The following is a 17,977-nucleotide window of genomic DNA, read 5'->3' as shown; positions in this document are numbered from 1 at the left end:
TGGATCGGATCAAGCGCGAGAAGGGCGTTTGGTGGATGCCTTGGCAGTAAGAGGCGATGAAGGACGTGATACTCTGCGATAAGTCCTGGGGAGCTGAGAATAAGCTTTGATCCAGGAATTTCCGAATGGGGCAACCCACCTGAAAGTTCGTTATAATTGCCTTCGGGCAGCCTATAACGGGCTTAAACAGGTACTTTTAACCTGAACACATAGGGTTTTAAGAGCAAACCCGGGGAACTGAAACATCTAAGTACCCGGAGGAAAGGACATCAATAGAGACTCCCCTAGTAGCGGCGAGCGAACGGGGACCAGCCGAGTCCTGAGAGTGAACAGAATGGTCTGGAATGGCCAACCACAGCGGGTGACAGTCCCGTATGTGAAGCTCGATGGAACGTATCAAGTAGGGCGGGACACGTGAAATCCTGTTCGAAGATCGGAGGACCACCTCCGAAGGCTAAGTACTCCTTACTGACCGATAGCGAACCAGTACCGTGAGGGAAAGGTGAAAAGCACCCCGACGAGGGGAGTGAAACAGTACCTGAAACCGAACGCCTACAATCAGTCGGAGGCTCCTCGAGAGCTGACGGCGTACCTTTTGTATAATGGGTCATCGACTTGGTCTATCTAGCAAGCTTAAGCCGTTAGGTGTAGGCGCAGCGAAAGCGAGTCTTAATAGGGCGTCGAGTTAGATGGATCAGACCCGAAACCGAGTGATCTAGGCATGACCAGGATGAAGGTTAGGTAACACTAACTGGAGGTCCGAACCCACACCTGTTGAAAAAGGTCGGGATGAGTTGTGCCTAGGGGTGAAAGGCCAATCAAACTCGGAGATAGCTGGTTCTCCGCGAAATCTATTTAGGTAGAGCGTCATCCGAATACCCCTGGGGGTAGAGCACTGGATGGGTAATGGGGCCCCACAGGCTTACTGATCCTAACCAAACTCCGAATACCAGGGAGTACTAGATGGCAGACACACTGCGGGTGCTAACGCCCGTAGTGGAGAGGGAAACAACCCTGACCTCCGGCTAAGGCCCCCAATTCATGGCTAAGTGGGAAAGCAGGTGGGACGACCAAAACAACCAGGAGGTTGGCTTAGAAGCAGCCATCCTTTAAAGATAGCGTAACAGCTCACTGGTCTAATCAAGTTGTCCTGCGGCGAAGATGTAACGGGGCTCAAGCCATGAGCCGAAGCCGAGGATGCGCATAGCGCATGGTAGCGGAGCGTAGTGTGACATTAGACTACGTCTTATTCTGATCTTTTGTAATGCCTCCCAAGGCTTTCGAGTGTTCGCACTCAAGTAGCCGACAGGCGGTAGTGCAAAAAAGAGGTCAGAATAGACGAAGTCTATTCTGTGAAGCCGGGCTGTAAGGCATCCGGTGGAGAGATCACTAGCGAGAATGATGACATGAGTAGCGACAAAGAGTGTGAGAGACACTCTCGCCGAAAGTCCAAGGGTTCCTGCTTAAAGCTAATCTGAGCAGGGTAAGCCGGCCCCTAAGGCGAGGCCGAAAGGCGTAGTCGATGGGAACCAGGTCAATATTCCTGGGCCATGTGGTGGTGACGGATCGCAAAGGTCGTTCTTCCTTATCGGATTGGAAGGGCTGCTGAGCGGTTCCTGGAAATAGCCCCACTTTGAGACCGTACCCTAAACCGACACAGGTGGACTGGTAGAGAATACCAAGGCGCTTGAGAGAACGATGTTGAAGGAACTCGGCAAAATACCTCCGTAAGTTCGCGAGAAGGAGGCCCAGTTTCAACGCAAGTTTTGGCTGGGGGCACAAACCAGGGGGTGGCGACTGTTTACTAAAAACACAGGGCTCTGCGAAGTCGCAAGACGACGTATAGGGTCTGACGCCTGCCCGGTGCCTGAAGGTTAAAAGGAGGGGTGAGAGCTCTGAATTGAAGCCCAGGTAAACGGCGGCCGTAACTATAACGGTCCTAAGGTAGCGAAATTCCTTGTCGGGTAAGTTCCGACCTGCACGAATGGCGTAACGACTTCCCCGCTGTCTCCAACATCGACTCAGCGAAATTGAATTGCCTGTCAAGATGCAGGCTTCCCGCGGTTAGACGGAAAGACCCCGTGCACCTTTACTACAGCTTCACACTGGCATCAGGCCATGCATGTGCAGGATAGGTGGTAGGCTTCGAAGCAGGAACGCCAGTTTCTGTGGAGCCTCCCTTGAGATACCACCCTTGCATTGCTTGATGTCTAACCGCGATCCCTTATCGGGTTCCGGGACCCTGTGTGGCGGGTAGTTTGACTGGGGCGGTCGCCTCCTAAAGCGTAACGGAGGCGCGCGAAGGTTGGCTCAGAGCGGTCGGAAATCGCTCGTTGAGTGCAATGGCAGAAGCCAGCCTGACTGCAAGACTGACAAGTCGAGCAGAGTCGAAAGACGGCCATAGTGATCCGGTGGTCCCAAGTGGGAGGGCCATCGCTCAACGGATAAAAGGTACGCCGGGGATAACAGGCTGATACTGCCCAAGAGTCCATATCGACGGCAGTGTTTGGCACCTCGATGTCGGCTCATCTCATCCTGGGGCTGGAGCAGGTCCCAAGGGTATGGCTGTTCGCCATTTAAAGAGGTACGTGAGCTGGGTTTAGAACGTCGTGAGACAGTTCGGTCCCTATCTGCCGTGGGTGTAGGATACTTGAGAGGAGTTGCCCCTAGTACGAGAGGACCGGGGTGAACGATCCACTGGTGGACCAGTTGTCGTGCCAACGGCAGTGCTGGGTAGCTATGATCGGACAGGATAACCGCTGAAGGCATCTAAGCGGGAAGCCCCCCTCAAAACAAGGTATCCCTGAGGGCCGTGGAAGACCACCACGTCGATAGGCCGGAGGTGTAAGCGCAGCAATGCGTTCAGCTGACCGGTACTAATGGCCCGATAGGCTTGATCCGATCCAGGAACAGCAAGGCTGTTCCAGATCAGACGAAGCATACAACCCCTACAAAATACTTGACTTGGTCCACGTCGCGCTCAAAACAGCGCGACAAAGTGGGTTTTTCTCGGTTTGGTGGTCATAGCGCAAGCAAAACACCCGGCTCCATTCCGAACCCGGCCGTTAAGTGCTGCCGCGCCAATGGTACTGCGTCTCAAGACGTGGGAGAGTAGGTCACCGCCAAACCTAGTAAAACCCACCGTATCTCTCCTAAACGATCTCATCCTGTCGCGGGATGGAGCAGCCCGGTAGCTCGTCAGGCTCATAACCTGAAGGTCGCAGGTTCAAATCCTGCTCCCGCAACCAACACCACCAAAAAAACACCACGCACAGCGCCCCAACGGGGCGCTTTTTGCGTTCACGCGCAATAGGTGCGGGCGATTTGTATTTCTTGCGGAAAGATTTGCCCAGGGACCGTTGTTTCTAGAGATTAATTATTTATGGAACATGCCGCCACCGTTCTTTTTGGGGGTAATTCCTGAACAACACCGTGCCAGATTGATGAATAATAGGCGCGATCAAAAGTATTTTGATAAATTCTCGATCGATCTTTCGCATTAATATATACTGCACTTAGTGGATTATATTAATCCGAGCTCGCTCATTTTTCATCCTCGAATTTGCGCTATAATTACGTGGAAGAATTCCTTGGAGCATCGCAGAAAGCGTATTTGGTCGCAATTATTAGAGGTTGTGCGTTTCTCGGCCGGCGGTGGCGCAACGTCCGGCACGCTCGAACTAGAACACCGCGACAGCCTCGAAAACACGAGGGTTTCTAACGATGATCAGTGGCCGAATCACCTGGAGTTCTGCGCTTTCAACCCGAGGTTCTTGAGAATCAACCGATTAGGATATTTCGTTTTCGAGGTCCCTATCGACCGAACGGACATTCGAATTCGCCGACCCAGGCATGAATAATTCTCTACGCAACGTCATCCCGTGCAAGTGCATTGCGGCACTGCCAAGGCTGGGTATTTTGCGCCAATTCGCAATCCCGGGTTTCCGGGGCCGCTTCTTGCCCAAGGCACTAGGAGCGCGCAAACACCGAATAGCAGTCACCGCTACAGGGAGAGGATATGACCCGCATTTCGCGACTTACGATGACAGCCCTTCTGTCGAGCACCATGCTCGTTGCAGGGATCACCGCCGCCACCGCCGCCACCCACCCGGAAACCGGCGAGGAACTGGCCGCGGACCAGACCTTCACCTATCGCCTGCTCGACGACATCAGCTCGCTCGACCCGCAGATCGTCGAGGACGTGGATGGCTCCGCCGTATCGCGCGACTTGTTCGAGGGCCTGATGAACCAGGACGAGCAGGGCAACCTCGAGCCGGGCGTGGCGACCAGCTACGATGTGAGCGACGACAAGCTCACCTATACCTTCCATCTGCGTGACACCGCGGTCTGGTCGAACGGCGATCCGGTCACCGCCGGCGATTTCGTCTTCGCCTGGCGCCGGGCCGTCGATCCCGCGACTGCCTCGCCCTACCAGTGGTTCATGGAGCTGATGTCGATCAACAACGCGAAAGCGATCGTTGCCGGCGAGATGTCCCCCGAAGACCTGGGCGTGAAGGCCATCGACGATCACACCTTCGAGGTGACGCTCAGCCAGCCGCTGCCTTACTTCGTGCAGATGACCACGCATTCGACGACCTTCCCGGCACCGCAGAAGGTGATCGAGGAGTTCGGCGACGCTTGGACCAAGCCCGAGAACATCGTCTCGAACGGGGCCTATGTGCTGACCGAGTACCGCCCGGGTGAGCGGATCGTACGCGAGCGCAACGAGAAGTACTGGGACAACGAGAACACCATCCTCGACAAGACCATCGCGCTGGTGATCACCGACGAGAACGTGGCGCTGACCCGCTATCTCGCCGGCGAGCTCGACCGCACCGACGTGCCCGCAGGCCAGTACCCGCGCCTGAAGAAGGAGCACCCGGAAGAGGCGATCAGCTTCCCGCGCCTGTGCAACTACTACTACACGTTCAACCTGAGCGACTCCGGCCCCGAGGCGTTCAAGGATCCGAAGGTCCGACAGGCGCTGTCGCTGGCCGTGGACCGCGACATCATCGCCAATAACGTGAAAGCGGGTGGCGAGCCGCCGGCCTACAGCTTCACCCCCGAGGCGGTTGCCGGCTTCACCCCGCCGCAGAGCGAGATGGCCTCGATGACCCAGGCCGAGCGCGACGCCAAGGCCAAGGAGCTTCTGGCCGAGGCGGGCTACGGCCCCGAGAACCCGCTCAGCTTCGAAGTCATGTACAACACCTCCGAGGCGCACGAGAAGATCGCCGTGGTGATGACGCAGATGTGGAAGCAGAAGCTCGGCGTTCAGGCGAACCTCGCGAACATGGAGTGGAAGGTCTTCCTCGACACCCGTGGCCGCCAGGCCTTCGACATGGCGCGCGGCGCATGGTGCGGTGACTACAACGAGGCCTCGACCTTCCTCGACCTGATCCAGAGCGACTCGGGCTACAACGACGGCAAGTATTCGAACCCCGAGTACGACAAGCTGCTCGCCGAGGCGAAGACCGCCGAGGACACCACCCCGCTCTACACCGCGGCCGAAGAGATCATCGCCACCGACATGCCGGTGATCCCGATCTACCACTACGCAGGCGTCTACATGATGGACAGCGACGTGGGGAACTGGCCGGTCGAGAACGTCGAGCAGAACTGGTATTCGCGCAACCTCTACAAGATCGCCGAATAACCACCTCCAACCCGCCGCCCCTGCGCCTCCGCGCTGCGGGGGCGGCGCCTTTTTCCGGATCCTCCAGAATGCTGACCTATGTCATTCGCCGCCTGCTGGTCGCGATCCCGACGATCTGTTTGCTGGTCGTCGCGTCCTTCCTGATGATGCATGTCGCGCCGGGCGGGCCTTTCACCTCGGAACGGCCACTGCCGCCCGAAGTGCTGGCCAACATCAACGCGCAATACGGTCTCGACCAGCCGCTGTGGAAACAGCTCTGGGACTATTTCTACAATATCGTCGTCCACTTCGATTTCGGCCCGTCCTTCGTGCAGAAAGACCGCAGCGTGAACGATATCATCGCGCAGGGCTTCCCGATCTCACTAACCTACGGCGCGCTGTCCTTCCTGGCCGCCACCGTGGTCGGTGTCGGGCTCGGTATCGCCGCCGCCATCCGTCACAACACCTGGGTCGACTACCTTGCGGTGTCGCTTGGCATTGCCGCACAGGCGCTGCCGAACTTTATCATGGGCCCGATCCTGATCCTGACCTTCACGCTCTGGCTCGGCCTGCTGCCGGGCGGCGGCTGGAACGGCGGGCAGTGGCAGTACCTCGTGATGCCGGTGATCGCGCTTTCCACGTCCTACATGGGCTCGATCGCGCGGATCACGCGCTCGTCCATGCTCGAGGTGCTGAACTCGAACTTCATCCGCACCGCGCGGGCCAAGGGGCTGAGCAACAGTGCCATCGTCTGGCGCCACGCATTGAAGCCGACGCTGCTGCCGGTGATCTCCTACCTCGGCCCGGTCTTCGTCTACGTGCTGACCGGTTCGGTCTTCGTCGACCTCTATTTCTCGACGGGCGGCCTCGGGCAGTCCTACGTGAGCTCGGCGCTGACCCGCGACTACGCGGTGCTCTTGGGGGTGACCATCCTCTACGGCGCGCTGACCGTCATCGTTAACCTTCTGACCGACCTCGCCTACGCGTGGTTCGATCCGAAAATCCGTTACTGAGGAGGCTGACCCCGTGTTCGGAAAATCCGAAAAGGCGGCGGCTCTGGCCGCCGACATCACCGACTTCAAGGCCGTCCGCGGCCGCTCGCTCTTCCGCGATGCCATGGGCCGCTTCCTGCGCAACAAGGCTGCCATGGCCAGCGTCGTGGTTCTGGCGCTGATCGTGGCCTTCGTGATCATCGGGCCGCATTTCGCAGTCTGGGACAACGAGGAAATCGACTGGGCCCGCATGGGCGATATCCTCGCGCAGGGCGCGCCTTCGGTCGAGACCGGCCATTTCTTCGGGCTCGACGAACTGGGGCGTGACCTTTATTCGCGCACCATCCAGGCGACCCAGACCTCGCTGCTGGTGGGCCTCATCGGCGCCGCCATGGCGCTGCTCGTGGGCACCGCTTGGGGCGTGATCGCGGGCTTCTACGGGGGCCGGCTCGACAGCATCATGATGCGCATCGTCGACATCCTGCTGGCGATTCCGCTGACGCTGATCCTGATCCTTATCCTCGTGGTGGCCGGGCGCAACTTCGTCACCCTGTTCATCGCGCTCGGCGCGGTCTCCTGGCTGACCATGGCGCGCATCGTGCGCGGCCAGACGCTGGCGCTGAAGACGCGCGAGTTCATCGAGGCGGCGCGTGCCGGCGGCGTGAGCGAAGGCCAGATCATCTTCCGCCACATCCTGCCCAACCTTATCGGCGTGGTCATCGTCTATGCCTCGCTGCTGGTGCCCGAGATGATCCTGGCGGAGAGCTTCATCTCCTTCCTCGGCCTCGGCATCTCGGAACCGATGACCTCGCTCGGGCGGCTGATCGCCGAGGGGGCTGGCACCATGGGCTATGGCACGCTGTGGCAGCTGCTCGTCCCGCTATTCTTCTACGTCACCATCATCATCACGATGTTCTTCATCGGCGATGGCCTGCGTGACGCTCTGGACCCGAAGGATCGCTGACATGACCATTCTTTCCGTGAAAGACCTCAAGGTCGGTTTCGAAACCCAGGACGGGCCGGTGCAGGCGGTGAAGGGCGTGTCCTTCGACATCCGCGAGGGCGAATGCCTCGGAATCGTCGGCGAGTCGGGCTCGGGCAAGTCTCAGAGCTTCATGGCCGCCATGGGGCTGCTGCCGAAGAACGGCCGGGCAACGGGGTCGGTGAGCCTGCAGGGCTCCGAGATTCTCAACCTGCCGGTCTCGCAGCTCAACAAGGTGCGCGGCGACAAGGTAGGGATGATCTTCCAAGACCCGCTTACCGCCCTGACCCCGCATCTCAAGGTCGGCGAGCAGATGGCCGAGGTGCTGAAGGTGCACCGGGGCCTGTCGGGCCGCGACGCCGAGAAGCACTGCCTAGACTGGCTCGAGCGCGTGCGGATCCCCGAAGCCAAGCGTCGTCTCAAGCAGTATCCGCACGAGCTCTCGGGCGGCATGCGCCAGCGCGTGATGATCGCCCAGGCGATGCTCTGCGAGCCCAAGCTGCTGATCGCCGACGAGCCTACCACGGCGCTTGACGTGACCGTGCAGGCCGAGGTGCTCGACCTCATGGACCAGCTCAAGCGCGAGCTTGGGACGGCCATCGCGCTCATCACCCATGACATGGGCGTGGTGGCGCGCATGTGCGACCGCATCAAGGTCATGCGACTCGGAGAGTTCGTCGAGGAAGGCGAGGTCACCGAGATCTTCTCGCAACCGCGCCATGACTACACCCGCCGCCTGCTCGACTCGATGCCGCGCATCGACAAGGGCGAGGCCGGCGGCAAGGTCGAGGGCAAGGAAATCCTGCGCGTCGACGACATGAAGGTTCACTTCCCGATCAAGGTGGAGGGCGGGCTCTTCGGCAAGACCGTGCCGCTGAAGGCGGTCAACGGCGTCAGCTTCGGCCTGCGCGCCGGCGAGACGCTGGGCATCGTTGGCGAGTCCGGCTGCGGCAAGTCCACGCTGGCCCGCGCCGTGCTGCGGCTGGTCGATCCCACCGGCGGCAACGTCAGCTGGCTGGGCAAGCCGCTGCACGCGATGGACAAGCAGGCGCTGAAGACCGAACGCAAGGATCTTCAGATCGTCTTCCAGGACCCGCTCGCCAGCCTCGACCCGCGGATGACCATCGCCGATTCGATCGCCGAGCCGCTGAAGACCTACCGCCCCGAGCTGACCAAGAGCGAGCGGCGCGAGGAAGTGCTCAGGATGATGACCCGCGTGGGTCTCGAGCCGGAGAAATACAACCGGTATCCGCACGAGCTTTCGGGCGGGCAGAACCAGCGCGTGGGCATTGCCCGGGCGATGATCAACCGGCCGAAGCTCATCATCTGCGACGAGGCGGTCTCGGCGCTCGACGTGTCGATCCAGGCGCAGATCGTCAAGCTGCTGAAGGAACTGCAGGCCGAGTTCGGCATGTCGATGCTGTTCATCTCGCACGACCTGTCGGTGGTGCGCGAGATCTCGAACCGCATCATGGTGCTCTATCTCGGCCGCGTGGTCGAGATGGGCGATGCCGAGACCATATGCTCGAAGCCCGCGCACCCCTACACGCAGTCGCTGATCTCGGCGGTGCCGATCCCCGATCCGGTGGCAGAGCGCGCCCGGACGCGCATCCGCTTGCCCGGCGAGCTGCCCTCGCCGCTCGACGCCAAGGCGGCGCTGCGCTTCCTGCCGTCGCGGCTGGCGGCGGGGGATGTCGACTACGTGCCGCAGCTCGACGAGATTGCACCGGGTCACTACGTGGCCGAGCACGATGACCTTGCGCGGATCATGCGCCACGACGCGGCCTGAGCGGGGCGCGGCGATAAAGACCAGGCGGGCCTTCGGGCCCGCCTTTTTTGTGGCTGGCCGCAGCGTGATTTCAGCAGGCGGCGGAGCCCTGTCGCTAGGTCCACTTGGCGAATATGGGAACGGGGCAATACGGCCACGCGCGTGTCCATGACCCCGGACACACAAAAGGCGCCCAGTGGGGCGCCTTTGCGTAAATGGTCGGAGTGAGAGGATTCGAACCTCCGGCCCCTGCCTCCCGAAGACAGTGCTCTACCAGGCTGAGCTACACTCCGACCGTGCCGCGCGGAGTACCCTAGGCCCCGCTCTTTGGCAAGGGCCTATTCGCCCCTTTTTCACGCCTTTTCATCATGCGCAGCACAGGTCCGATCCGCAGCGTGGTTCCGAACTCGATCCGAGTGCGCGTGCGCAGCACCGGGGTGTTCTCGGAGGACTTCGCGCGGCCCTCGCGCAGCACGATATAGACGCCGCTGCCGATGATCAGCACCGCTCCGAGTAGGGTGACCGAATCGGGATACTCGTCAAAGAAGATCGCGCCGTAGAGTGTCGCCCACAGAAGCTGCGAATATTGCATCGGGGCGACGATCACCGCCTCGCCGGAACGGTAGGCGGTGATCAGCAGCGCGCCTCCGGCCAGTGCCAGAAGCGCCATCAGTGCCACGCTGCCAAGGTGCTCGATCGGCATGGGGTGATAGACGAAAGGCAGCGCGCAGCCCATGATGATGAAGTTCGCGGTCATCGGGTAGAGCAGCAGAACGACCGAACGCTCCTCCTGGCCAATCTTGCGTACGATGATCGACGAGAGGCTGCCGAAGACCGCCGCCACCAGCGCCGCGGCGTGGCCGAGTGTCAGCTCGGTCGCGCCGGGTCGCAGGACGACGATGACCCCCGCCAGGCCCACCAGCACCGCCATCCAGCGGCGCAGGCGCACCTGTTCGCCAAGGATCGGGATCGCCAGCACGGTGATCAGCAGCGGTTGCGCAAAGATGATCGCGTAGGTCTGTGCCAGCGGCAGCACCGAGAAGGCGTAGAAGGCGCAGAGACCGGTGATAACCGCCGAGACGGTGCGCAGCGCGGTCCACCACGGGTGGATCGGACGCAGGTTGCCGGCGGTGGTGTCGCGGATCAGCATGAGGCTGACCAGCGGGAAGCTCAGCAGAACCGAGAAGAAGACGATCTGCACCGGGCTGTAGTCGGCGCCGAGGAATTTCACGATGACGTCGTGAGTCGAGTAAATGCCAAAGGTAATCAGCGCGATGAGCGCGCCTTTTGCGTTAGATCCCATGGTGCTGGTCCGTTCGTTCCGCCTCGGGACCAAGGGTTAGCGCCAAATGGTGGGAATTCAACGAAGGACCGTGCGGAATGCGAAAACGGGGCGGCCCATGGCCGCCCCGCTCAATCCTTCACCGCACGCGCGTCTCAGAGGCTCTCGTCGAGCGCCTCAAGGATCGCGCTGCCCATGTCCGAGGTCGAGACCGGCTGCTTGCCCTCCTCGCCCAGCAGGTCCGCGGTGCGGTAGCCCTTGGCAAGAACGGCTTCGATCGCCTGCTCGAGGCGGGTCGCCTCTTCGCCCTTGTCGAAGCTGTAGCGCAGCGCCATGGCGAAGCTGAGAATGCAGGCGATCGGGTTCGCCTTGCCCTGGCCGGCGATGTCGGGCGCCGAGCCGTGCACCGGCTCGTAGAGCGCCTTGGGACGGCCGTTGGCCATCGGCGCCCCCAGCGAGGCCGAGGGCAGCATGCCGAGCGAGCCGGTGAGCATCGCCGCGAGGTCCGACAGCAGGTCGCCGAAGAGGTTGTCGGTGACGATCACGTCGAACTGCTTGGGCCAGCGGGTGAGCTGCATGGCGCCGGCGTCGGCGTACATGTGGGTCAGCTCCACGTCCGGGTACTCGGCATCGTGGATCTCCTGCACGACGTCGCGCCACAGGATGCCCGATTCCATCACGTTGGCCTTCTCCATCGAGCAGACCTTGTTGCCCCGCTTGCGCGCCATCTCGAAGGCCGAGCGGGCCACGCGGGCGATCTCGCTCTCGGTGTAGCGCTGGGTGTTGATGCCGACGCGCTCGTTGCCTTCCTTGATGATGCCGCGGGGCTCGCCAAAGTAGACGCCCGAGGTCAGCTCGCGGATGATCATGATGTCGAGACCGGCAACCACGTCCTTCTTCAGCGACGAGAAGTCGGCCAGCGCGTCAAAGCACTGGGCGGGGCGCAGGTTGGCGTAGAGGTCCATTTCCTTGCGCAGGCGCAGCAGGCCGCGCTCGGGCTTCACCGAGAAGTCGAGTTTGTCGTATTTCGGGCCGCCGACGGCACCGAGCAGCACGGCGTCGACCTCCTGCGCCTTGGCCATGGTCTCGTCGGTCAGCGGCGTGCCATGCGCGTCATAGGCGCAGCCGCCCACGAGGTCTTCGCTGACATCGAAGTTCAGGCCGCGCTTGTCGCCGAACCAGTCGATGACGCGGCGAACCTCTGCCATGACCTCGGGGCCGATGCCGTCGCCCGGCAGGATGAGAAGCGAAGGGTTGCTCATGGAAAGTCTCTCCTCGGAATGTTGCGCAATCGCCTAGCGGAGAGGGGCGGAATGGTCAAGAAATCAGGGGCGTTTGGCAATTTCAAGGAAACGAAAGCGTGACTGTCACCAGCCGGTGTGCCTGGCCCTCCAGCGGCTCCTTGGCTTCAGCCCGGGTCACCCTCAGCCCGGCCGAGGGCAGGATGTAGCTCACCCGCAGCGGGCCGGTGCTGGGCCATTCCGCAGTGGGCCGTTCGGGTAAAGGGTCTTGAAAACGCGGGTCCGCGAGCAGCCGCTGCATCTCTCCATGCAGGCCCTCGCCTTGCGCCGGGTCGAGATTGGCGTTTCCCATCAAGAGGTAAGGCGCGGCGGGCGGAGGCCCGAGGGCGCCGTCCATGTAGCGCGACCAGAGGGCGATCTCATCCGCGTTGCGTCGGCCGTTGCGATCTTCGGGCCCGTCGAAAACCGGCGGGGTGGCGGCAAAGCAGAAGAGCAGCAGCGGTCCGGTGTCGCTCTCCAGCCGCAGAACCCAGTGGCCGGTCGAGGACAACCGTTGCACATCCGCCGCAGGGTCCGTCGCCAGCATCCGGCTGCCCGGAAGGTCGCGCCAGAGCAGCGCCGAGAAATCCTCGATCAGCGCGAGCGGCACGCGCGACAGAAGCGCCATGCCGTGCTGACCGGAGAATTCGCCGTAGCCCTGCGCATCGCGCGGCCCTCCGAGCCGGCCGTCGCCGTCGAGATCGGCGCCGCTCGCCATGCCGGCATTGGGGGTCAGCGCGAAGGCGTGCGGGTAAGAGGCGCCGAGCTTCGAGAGTCGATCCTGCAGGTCGCGGAGCGCGGCGAGGCCGAGATCGAAATCCATGTCGGTGAGCAGCAGAAGATCCGCCTTTGCCGCGGCGATCTCGTCCAGCATGGCAGGCAGGGGCGGGCGCATCTCGGCAAGATCGCGCAGCAGCAGGCCGGGACCCTTGCGGCTGAGGTCGGCGTGCCATGTGGCCAGGGTGATCTCTTGGGCCCGGAGCGGCAGCGTGGAGCTGAGCAGCAGGCAGACAGTTAGCAGGAGGGGCGGGAGGAACGCGTCAAGCGCCCACAGCCGACTCAGGTGGTCTGCACCTCGGCCTCCGCCTGCGCGTATGCGCGGCGGCGCTTTTCCTCGATCAGGGCAGCGATGCGCGCCAGCGCCACGCCGCGCATGATCAGGCTTGCCGGAAGGAAGGCCCATGCGCTCATCGTCCAGATCAGGGTCTGCGGCTCGGTCAGCGACAGCAGATTGACCGTCTGCGACGCCAGCTTCATCACTGCCGGGATCAGGAATGGCAGAAGAACCCCTAAGGCCACGTTAACGTTGCCGTCGCGATTGAGCCGGTAGAGCACGTCCTTGCCGACGGTCGGATCGAAAAGCGGCAGGTTGACCCAGAAATTAAAGGCGCCGTGGCGGATCGGCCAATTCAGCAGCCGCACCACCAGCACGAAGCCGATGACACACAGCAGCGAGAGCGCATAGGCAATGCCGGCGTAGCTGCGAATGCGGTCGACGTCCTGCGGGCCCATTTCATTTGTGGCCAGCAGCACCATCAGCCGCACCGGCGAGAAGGGGAAGTCGAGCCAGTGCCCCGCCGCGGTCGCAACGCCGTCGAGCACCTGTGTCAGCGGCGTCGGCACGATCTCTCCGCGGCTGATCAGGGTGAGCATGAGCACCGTGGCGAGCAGCGCGAGAAAGCGCAGCCGGTTGAACGGAGGGGCGTCGCGGAACTCGATGATCGAGGGGTAGTCGCCCACGTACTCGACAAAGGTCAGCAGCGCCCCCACCAGTGCCAGAAGCGCCGTGATCTGCGCCATGTCCGCGCCGCCGGGCAGCATGACCGCGGGCATCGCAATGACCAAGGCCACTGCGATGGCGCGTACAGCGGCTTTGACAAAGCGCGTGATCACCATCTCTGCCCTTTCGGTCGTGCCGGACCCGACGCTGTCCCGCGTCCCTGTCGTCCGTTGAGCGCTGATCTGCGCTCTTGTTGTTCACTGACCCCGCCGCGCCGGCGGATTGCCTCAATATTGCCCAATTTCTGCCTTCTTTCCGAGCGCGCGGCAAGTGTGCCCGAAGGGGATGCGTGAAATCTGGCGGTTTCATGGTCGAAAAGGTGCGAAATTGCATCAACCCCCAATGCGGATGCGGGGACCGAGCCGTGCGGGCACCCGGGTTCGGTGGCGAGAGGCACGGCGGGCCCCGGGATGGTTTCCTGTCTCTTTCCTTTTGTTTTAAAATGGAAATCACTAGGGAAACCGACCCGCACCGGGTGTGCTCGAAGGCAGCTGGGCCGGGTCTCGCGCGGCCTGCGCAAGCTGCGCTGCGTCATAGTCATCTTCAGGATGAATTCCAAGATGTTTGACCTGTCGCAAGGCCGACCGCAGAGTTTCCATGGTCTGACCGATGCCAGAGCGACACTTGGAGGGAGCGCCAATGTATCAGGCACTGACAGTGGAAGAAGCGGTGGCACTGATCCCCGACGGCGCGCGCGTGATGCTCTCGGGCTTCATGGGGGTCGGCACGCCGGATCGGACGGTCGCGGCGCTTGCGGCCTCGGGGCGCAGGGACCTCACCGTGATCGTCAACGATGCGGCACGTCCCGACCGCGGCGTCGGCCCTCTGGTCAAGGCGCGCTGCCTGCGCAAGTTCATCGGCAGCCACATCGGGCTCAACCCCGATGTGCAGGCGCAGATGCGGGACGGTACCCTCGAAGTCGAACTGGTGCCGCAGGGCACGCTGGTCGAGCGCATCCGCGCCGCAGGCGTGGGCCTTGGCGGGGTGCTGACCCCGACCGGGCTGGGCACCAGGGTCGCCGAGGGCAAGCAGGTGATCGAAGTCGAGGGCAAACCCTACCTGCTCGAGCCGCCGCTCAGCGCCGACTTCGCACTGATCGCCGCGCGAAGTTGCGATTACGTGGGCAACCTGACCTACATGCTCACGGCAACGAACTTCAATCCGATCATGGCCTTGGCGGCAAAGGTGGTGATCGCCGAGCCCGAGGAGATCGTGCCGGTGGGGATGATCCCGCCTGACGCGGTGAAGACCCCCGGCGCGCTGGTCGATCACGTGATCCGGAGGGTGGCATGACCGACGCAGCGATGGATCCCAAGGAGCTTATCGCCCGCCGCTGCGCCGCCGAGGTCAGGCCGCACACGCTGGTCAACCTCGGGATCGGTATCCCGACGCTGGTCTCCGACCATCTCGACGAGGGCATGGGCGTCTTCTTCCAGGCCGAGAACGGCGTGGTGGGCATGGGGCGGCGTCCGCCCGAGGGCATGTCGGACCGCCACCTCACCGATGCGGGCGGCAGCTTCGTATCGGCGGTGCCAGGCGCCTCGACCATCGACAGCGCCTTTTCCTTTGGGCTGATCCGCGGCGGGCATCTCGATTTGACGGTGTTGGGCGGGCTTCAGGTCGACGAGCGCGGCTACCTCGCCAACTGGATGATCCCGGGGGTCTACGTGCCGGGGATGGGCGGGGCGATGGATCTGGTGACAGGGGCGAAACGGGTGATCGTGGCGATGATCCACAGCGCCAAGGACGGCACACCGAAGATCGTGCCGGAATGCTCGCTGCCGCTGACCGCCGAGCGGCGGGTCGATCTCATCGTCACCGAATTGGCCGTGATCCGCCCCGAGGAGGACGGGCTGCATCTCATCGAAACCGCGCCCGGGGTGACCTTGGCCGAGGTGCGTGCGGCGACTGCGGCGCATCTCATCGTCTCGGGCGCGGTGCCAGAGATGGATTTGTCGCGGTCGTGCTGACGCGGGAGGGGCGCGCGCTATCCAGCCGTGCGGCAGGGCGGACGAAAAAGGGCTGTCCCCGCGGGGACAGCCCTTCGTCATCGCGGCACGGGCCGGAGCCTCAGACCCAGGGACGGGACTGCGCTGCCTGTGCTTCGAAGCTGTCGATCGCGCCGGCCTTCTCCATGGTCAGGCCGATGTCGTCGAGTCCCTCGAGCAGGCAGTGCTTGCGGAAGGGGTCGACCTCGAAGGCGAACGCCTCGCCGTCGGAGGTGGTCACCACCTGGTTTTCCAGATCCACGGTCATGCGGGCGTTGGCGCCCTTCTCGGCGTCTTTCATCAGCACGTCGACCGCCTCTTGCGGCATGACGATGGGCAGCATGCCGTTCTTGAAGCAGTTGTTGTAGAAGATGTCGGCGAAGGAGGTGGAGATCACCACCTTGATGCCGAAGTCGGCCAGCGCCCAAGGCGCGTGTTCGCGCGAGGAGCCGCAGCCGAAGTTGTCACCGGCGACAATCACCTGCGCGTCGCGATACTGCGGCTTGTTCAGCACGAACTCGGGGTTCTCCGAGCCATCGTCGAGGTAGCGCATCTCGTCGAAGGCGTGCACGCCGAGGCCGGAGCGCTTGATCGTCTTCAGGAACTGCTTGGGGATGATCATGTCGGTGTCGATGTTCACCAGCGGCATGGGCGCCGCGATCCCGGTCAGCTTCTCGAATTTTTCCATCTGTCCCTCCTTGGGGATGGGGCGGGGTCCGGGGCACATGGGATGCACAGCTGATGCACGGTCCGTGCGCTTGTGCATCTGGCCCGGCCGGATCCGCCGGAATTGGGGAAGGGGTCCCCGAGGGGACCCCGGGATCGCTTACGCCTCGGCCGGTGCGGCCATGAGGTCGCGCACATCGGTGAGGTGGCCGGTGATTGCCGCCGCCGCCGCCATGGCCGGGGACATCAGGTGGGTGCGCCCGCCCTTGCCCTGACGGCCCTCGAAGTTGCGGTTCGAGGTGGCCGCGCAGCGCTCGCCCGGGGCGAGCTGGTCGGGGTTCATCGCAAGGCACATGGAGCAGCCGGCAAGCCGCCACTCGAAGCCCGCGTCGATGAAGATCTGCGCAAGGCCCTCTTCCTCGGCCTGGGCGCGGACGAGGCCCGACCCCGGCACAACCATGGCGCGCATGCCGTCCTTGACCTTCTTGCCCTTGAGGATCTCGGCCGCGGCGCGCAGGTCCTCGATCCGGCCATTGGTGCAGGAGCCGATGAAGACCGTGTCGATCTTGATGTCGGTCAGCTTCTGCCCGGCCTCGAGACCCATGTAGCTGAGCGCACGCTTGGCCGCCTCGACCTTGCCGCCGCTGAAGCTCTCGGGGGCGGGCACCACGTCGGTGATCGCCAGCACGTCCTCGGGCGAGGTGCCCCAGGTGACGACGGGGGCGATGTCTTCGCCCTTGATGGTCACCACCTTGTCCCAATGCGCGTCGTCATCGGAGTAGAGCGTCTTCCACCAGGTCAGCGCGGCCTCGAACTGCGCGCCCTTCGGCGCGTGCGGGCGGCCCTTCACATATTCGAAGGTGGTCTCGTCGGGCGCGATCAGACCGGCGCGGGCGCCGCCCTCGATGGCCATGTTGCACACGGTCATCCGGCCTTCCATCGAGAGCGACCGGATCGCCTCGCCGCAATACTCGATGACGTAGCCGGTGCCGCCGCCGGTGCCGGTGTGGCCGATGACCGAAAGCGTGATGTCCTTGGCGGTGACGCCCGGGCGGAGCTGGCCGGTGATCTCGACCTTCATGTTCTTCGATTTGGACTGGATCAGCGTCTGGGTGGCGAGCACGTGCTCGACCTCGGAGGTGCCGATACCATGCGCCAGCGCGCCGAAGGCACCGTGGGTGGCGGTGTGCGAATCGCCGCAGACCACGGTCATGCCCGGAAGCGTCCAGCCCTGCTCGGGGCCGACGATGTGCACGATGCCTTGGCGGACGTCGCTGACCGGGTAGTAGTTCACGCCGAAGTCGCGGGCATTCTTGTCGAGCGCCTCGACCTGGATGCGGCTCTCCTCGTTCTCGATGCCGCTTTCACGATCGAGCGTCGTCGGCACGTTGTGGTCGGGCACGGCGATGGTGCGCTCGGGGGCGCGAACCTTGCGGCCGGACATGCGCAGGCCCTCGAAGGCCTGGGGCGAGGTGACCTCGTGCACGAGGTGGCGGTCGATGTAGAGCAGGCAGGTGCCATCTGCGTCCTGCTGGACGACGTGGGCATCCCAGATCTTGTCGTAGAGCGTCTTGCCGGACATGGGGGTCCTCTCGGGGTATATGTCT

At 62.9% G+C, this 17,977-nt stretch carries 12 protein-coding genes, 2 tRNA genes and 2 rRNA genes; 9 read left to right on the top strand and 7 right to left on the bottom strand.

Annotated elements, in window-relative coordinates; genetic code table 11:
- Positions 1 to 7: 7 nt before the first annotated feature.
- The 7 genes from G0D83_RS27715 (at position 8) to G0D83_RS27685 (ending at position 9,395) form a co-directional block, all read left to right on the top strand.
- Positions 8 to 2,901 (top strand): 23S ribosomal RNA (locus tag G0D83_RS27715).
- Positions 2,902 to 3,013: 112 nt separating this feature from the next.
- Positions 3,014 to 3,128, top strand: a 5S ribosomal RNA gene (gene rrf / locus G0D83_RS27710).
- Between the two features lie 43 nt (positions 3,129 to 3,171).
- A tRNA-Met gene (locus tag G0D83_RS27705) sits at positions 3,172 to 3,248 on the top strand.
- Positions 3,249 to 4,018: 770 nt separating this feature from the next.
- Positions 4,019 to 5,653: a peptide ABC transporter substrate-binding protein gene (locus G0D83_RS27700; RefSeq protein WP_164197721.1), complete on the top strand. Its 1,635-nt coding sequence runs from the start codon at positions 4,019 to 4,021 to the stop codon at positions 5,651 to 5,653.
- Between the two features lie 68 nt (positions 5,654 to 5,721).
- A complete protein-coding gene (oppB, locus tag G0D83_RS27695; RefSeq protein ID WP_164197720.1) occupies positions 5,722 to 6,645 on the top strand; it encodes an oligopeptide ABC transporter permease OppB in 924 nt (307 codons plus the stop codon).
- 13 nt (positions 6,646 to 6,658) lie between these two features.
- Entirely contained in the window at positions 6,659 to 7,588 is a 930-nt protein-coding gene (locus G0D83_RS27690; RefSeq protein WP_164197719.1) for an ABC transporter permease subunit, read from the top strand.
- Between the two features lies 1 nt (position 7,589).
- The gene (locus tag G0D83_RS27685; RefSeq protein WP_164197718.1) at positions 7,590 to 9,395 is read left to right on the top strand and encodes a dipeptide ABC transporter ATP-binding protein; all 1,806 of its coding nucleotides are present in this window, start codon (positions 7,590 to 7,592) and stop codon (positions 9,393 to 9,395) included.
- A 195-nt stretch (positions 9,396 to 9,590) separates the two neighbouring features.
- Here the strand turns inward: G0D83_RS27685 and G0D83_RS27680 are convergent.
- The 5 genes from G0D83_RS27680 to G0D83_RS27660 all read right to left on the bottom strand — a co-directional run bounded on the left by G0D83_RS27680 (position 9,591) and on the right by G0D83_RS27660 (position 13,832).
- A tRNA-Pro gene (locus tag G0D83_RS27680) sits at positions 9,591 to 9,667 on the bottom strand.
- Positions 9,668 to 9,687: 20 nt separating this feature from the next.
- Positions 9,688 to 10,677 (bottom strand): DMT family transporter, encoded by a 990-nt coding sequence (locus G0D83_RS27675; protein ID WP_164197717.1) that lies wholly within the window; start codon positions 10,675 to 10,677, stop codon positions 9,688 to 9,690.
- Positions 10,678 to 10,811: 134 nt separating this feature from the next.
- Positions 10,812 to 11,918: a 3-isopropylmalate dehydrogenase gene (gene leuB, locus G0D83_RS27670; protein ID WP_164197716.1), complete on the bottom strand. Its 1,107-nt coding sequence runs from the start codon at positions 11,916 to 11,918 to the stop codon at positions 10,812 to 10,814.
- An 82-nt stretch (positions 11,919 to 12,000) separates the two neighbouring features.
- Positions 12,001 to 12,831, bottom strand: a complete 831-nt coding sequence (locus tag G0D83_RS27665) for an endonuclease/exonuclease/phosphatase family protein (RefSeq protein WP_203595130.1) — start codon at positions 12,829 to 12,831, stop codon at positions 12,001 to 12,003.
- 164 nt (positions 12,832 to 12,995) lie between these two features.
- Complete coding sequence (locus G0D83_RS27660; RefSeq protein ID WP_108964280.1) at positions 12,996 to 13,832, bottom strand: hypothetical protein; 837 nt, start codon at positions 13,830 to 13,832, stop codon at positions 12,996 to 12,998.
- Positions 13,833 to 14,355: 523 nt separating this feature from the next.
- Between G0D83_RS27660 and G0D83_RS27655 the strand changes: the two genes are divergently transcribed.
- A complete protein-coding gene (locus tag G0D83_RS27655; protein ID WP_108964281.1) occupies positions 14,356 to 15,009 on the top strand; it encodes a CoA transferase subunit A in 654 nt (217 codons plus the stop codon).
- A gap of 11 nt (positions 15,010 to 15,020) precedes the next feature.
- Positions 15,021 to 15,686, top strand: coding sequence for a 3-oxoacid CoA-transferase subunit B (locus G0D83_RS27650; RefSeq protein WP_108967460.1), 666 nt, complete (start codon positions 15,021 to 15,023; stop codon positions 15,684 to 15,686).
- A gap of 100 nt (positions 15,687 to 15,786) precedes the next feature.
- On the opposite strand, the gene leuD is transcribed toward G0D83_RS27650, so the two are convergent.
- Both leuD and leuC read right to left on the bottom strand, forming a co-directional pair.
- The gene (gene leuD / locus G0D83_RS27645) at positions 15,787 to 16,392 is read right to left on the bottom strand and encodes a 3-isopropylmalate dehydratase small subunit (RefSeq protein ID WP_108964282.1); all 606 of its coding nucleotides are present in this window, start codon (positions 16,390 to 16,392) and stop codon (positions 15,787 to 15,789) included.
- 138 nt (positions 16,393 to 16,530) lie between these two features.
- The gene (gene leuC, locus G0D83_RS27640; protein ID WP_164197714.1) at positions 16,531 to 17,952 is read right to left on the bottom strand and encodes a 3-isopropylmalate dehydratase large subunit; all 1,422 of its coding nucleotides are present in this window, start codon (positions 17,950 to 17,952) and stop codon (positions 16,531 to 16,533) included.
- Positions 17,953 to 17,977: the final 25 nt, after the last annotated feature.

The organism is Salipiger sp. PrR003 (genome assembly GCF_010500785.1).
Classification (GTDB): Bacteria; Pseudomonadota; Alphaproteobacteria; order Rhodobacterales; family Rhodobacteraceae; genus Salipiger; species Salipiger pacificus_A.
The sequence above is the reverse complement of the archived record's forward strand: the minus strand, read 5'-3'. Positions and strand labels throughout refer to the sequence as shown.

What these genes read in the sequence shown, in the direction of transcription:
- G0D83_RS27675 (WP_164197717.1), bottom strand. Translation starts at nt 10,677, where the DNA reads ATGGGATCTAACGCAAAAGGCGCGCTCATCGCGCTGATTACCTTTGGC.
- G0D83_RS27650 (WP_108967460.1), top strand. Translation starts at nt 15,021, where the DNA reads ATGGATCCCAAGGAGCTTATCGCCCGCCGCTGCGCCGCCGAGGTCAGG.
- G0D83_RS27665 (WP_203595130.1), bottom strand. Translation starts at nt 12,831, where the DNA reads ATGCGCCCGCCCCTGCCTGCCATGCTGGACGAGATCGCCGCGGCAAAG.
- G0D83_RS27700 (WP_164197721.1), top strand. Translation starts at nt 4,019, where the DNA reads ATGACCCGCATTTCGCGACTTACGATGACAGCCCTTCTGTCGAGCACC.
- G0D83_RS27685 (WP_164197718.1), top strand. Translation starts at nt 7,590, where the DNA reads ATGACCATTCTTTCCGTGAAAGACCTCAAGGTCGGTTTCGAAACCCAG.
- G0D83_RS27655 (WP_108964281.1), top strand. Translation starts at nt 14,356, where the DNA reads ATGTATCAGGCACTGACAGTGGAAGAAGCGGTGGCACTGATCCCCGAC.
- G0D83_RS27660 (WP_108964280.1), bottom strand. Translation starts at nt 13,832, where the DNA reads ATGGTGATCACGCGCTTTGTCAAAGCCGCTGTACGCGCCATCGCAGTG.
- leuD (WP_108964282.1), bottom strand. Translation starts at nt 16,392, where the DNA reads ATGGAAAAATTCGAGAAGCTGACCGGGATCGCGGCGCCCATGCCGCTG.
- leuB (WP_164197716.1), bottom strand. Translation starts at nt 11,918, where the DNA reads ATGAGCAACCCTTCGCTTCTCATCCTGCCGGGCGACGGCATCGGCCCC.
- oppB (WP_164197720.1), top strand. Translation starts at nt 5,722, where the DNA reads ATGCTGACCTATGTCATTCGCCGCCTGCTGGTCGCGATCCCGACGATC.
- leuC (WP_164197714.1), bottom strand. Translation starts at nt 17,952, where the DNA reads ATGTCCGGCAAGACGCTCTACGACAAGATCTGGGATGCCCACGTCGTC.